A 2014-nucleotide genomic window follows, 5' to 3' on the forward strand; every position below is an offset into this window, starting at 1 on the left:
GTGACGCCCAACCCCTCCCTCAAGGGGACCTGCCTACGGCAGGCCCCTTACGTCGAACGTTAAGCATCGCCATCCTTTGCCATGCCCGCCTTCGACAAAGTCCTGCTGCAGACTGCACGCTTGCTGCTTCGCCCCCTGGAGCCACCAGATGCCGCAGCCCTGCTTGCAGTTCACTCCGACGCGGAGGTGATGCGGTACTCGAACATGCCTCCCTGGGCTTCGCTTGAGCAAGCGACGGCACTGATCGAGCAGGGTCAGCCTGGGGTGAGCACAGGCAAGCACTTATGCCTTGGCATCGTTCCGCGCGATGTTGGCATGGTCGTCGGCACATGCACGTTGTACGACCTTTCTGAGCCCAATGGGCGCGCGGAGATTGGATTCGTCCTTGGGGCTCATGCCTGGCGCAACGGCTACATGGCCGAAGCGCTTGGTGCCTTGGTTCAATACTCCTTCCATGAACTCGGTCTCAACCGACTTGAAGCTGATACTGACCCGCGGAACGCGCGCTCAATCGCAACGCTTGAGCGGCTTGGCTTCGTACGCGAGGGGCACCTCCGAGAGCGCTGGATCGTCAATGGGGAGAAATCAGACACATTGCTATACGGTCTCTTGTTCAAGGACTGGGAGCGAATCCATGGACCAAAGGTCAACAGCGACGCCTAGCCCCTCAGTCAAGGAGGCGTCTTGCTGCAAGCCGCAAGACGCCGCCTACCTCGAGCGCTAGTCCGCAGAGGACCACCAGGCTCTTGTCGAAGAACTGCGTGATATGACCTCCGCCGCCATCAAGCTTCTGCATCCTATCGTTGCGGCGTTCCTTGCACTGTCGCTAGCTCTGCCAGTGTCAGGAAAGACTGTTGCAAACGCGGGCCAGTTTTGCAGCCTGCAAGCAGTCCATCCCAAGGCCGTGACAGCGGCCACCCACGGGGTTGATCTCCGAATCTTTCCCGATGCGCCGGCCATTGATGCCGCGTTCTCCGGATGCCAGAACGTGTGGTTGTCAAATCGCTTCTTGCTGGCCAAGGCCACCTATCGGAATGGTCAAGTCATCAGCTACGTTGGCCTCGACCCCGACGGTTCTCGTTCGGTCAGTTGCTTGTATGAGTCTCGGCGCTTGGTGGCGGCAGCCGGCGACTGCCCTCCGTTCGAGGCCTTCCCACTCAACAAGTCAGGTCGGGCCAAGTGAGACCGCTGCCTGACCCCTCCGCCACTTGCGTCGACCGTTGGGCCTCCAGATGAACCCTCCGAACGGTACTTTCATCTATCTTCTGGGCATCGCAGGATGCGGGAAGTTGACGATTGCCAAGGCAATCCAGAGGCGCCACAGCTGCGTCATCGTCGACAACCACCACATCAACAACGTCATCTTCGCGCTCATCGACCCAGACGGAGTCACCCCGCTTGTGCCCGCGGTCTGGGAGAAGATTTCGCGCGTCCGATCGGCCGTACTGGAGACTGTGCGAGATCTTGCCAAACCCGGACGGACCTTCATCTTCACCAATGAACTGCTGGAGGGAATCCCAAGGCACCACGAGGTCTTCGAAGACGTGCGACGCACCGCCGTTGAACGCGGAGCACGCTTGTGCACGGTCCGCCTGCAAATCGATCCCGAAGAGGCAGCACGACGAGCAACGTCTCCTGGCCGAGCGGAAGCCTTCAAAGAGATCGATCCCAACGAGGCCCGAAGGAAAGCCACGGAGGCGATCGTGCTGCGTCCGCAGGGTCTTGCAACCTTGAACCTCGACGTGACCCACCTCACGCCTGATCAAGCGGCGGAACGAATACTTGCGCACGTGTACCCCACTGGGGCCTAGCCGAGGCACCGATCGCGCGCGCATCAGCAGCTTTGATCGCCCCCGTCCGCGTTGTGTCGGTCGAGGCCCCATGTGGCCACGAGATGCTGACGCAAGATCGTGAGGATCTCGTCCGATAGCTCAGGCAATCCGCGCGCTGTGGCTCGGGCTAGGATCAACCCGCCCACCATGGTCGACAGCATCGAAACTGCGCGAACGCGGTC

3 protein-coding genes and 1 pseudogene are annotated in these 2014 nt (G+C 60.8%); 3 read left to right on the forward strand and 1 reads right to left on the reverse strand.

What is annotated here, in order from left to right; all coding sequences use genetic code 11:
- Nucleotides 1-81 precede the first annotated feature (81 nt).
- From AC1DYI_RS33985 to AC1DYI_RS33995, 3 genes are all read left to right on the forward strand, one after another.
- Nucleotides 82-663: a GNAT family N-acetyltransferase gene (locus AC1DYI_RS33985; RefSeq protein ID WP_477208514.1), complete on the forward strand. Its 582-nt coding sequence runs from the start codon at nucleotides 82-84 to the stop codon at nucleotides 661-663.
- Nucleotides 664-766: 103 nt separating this feature from the next.
- Nucleotides 767-1183: a hypothetical protein gene (locus AC1DYI_RS33990; RefSeq protein ID WP_477208515.1), complete on the forward strand. Its 417-nt coding sequence runs from the start codon at nucleotides 767-769 to the stop codon at nucleotides 1181-1183.
- A 106-nt stretch (nucleotides 1184-1289) separates the two neighbouring features.
- Nucleotides 1290-1811, forward strand: a complete 522-nt coding sequence (locus AC1DYI_RS33995) for a hypothetical protein (RefSeq protein ID WP_477208516.1) — start codon at nucleotides 1290-1292, stop codon at nucleotides 1809-1811.
- Nucleotides 1812-1834: 23 nt separating this feature from the next.
- Here the strand turns inward: AC1DYI_RS33995 and AC1DYI_RS34000 are convergent.
- A pseudogene (locus AC1DYI_RS34000) lies at nucleotides 1835-2014 on the reverse strand (hypothetical protein); the annotation flags it as partial.

This window comes from Ideonella sp. P3_A4, assembly GCF_056403075.1.

Coding starts and splice junctions, on each gene's coding strand:
- AC1DYI_RS33990 (WP_477208515.1), top strand. CDS start 767: ATGACCTCCGCCGCCATCAAGCTTCTGCATCCTATCGTTGCGGCGTTC.
- AC1DYI_RS33985 (WP_477208514.1), top strand. CDS start 82: ATGCCCGCCTTCGACAAAGTCCTGCTGCAGACTGCACGCTTGCTGCTT.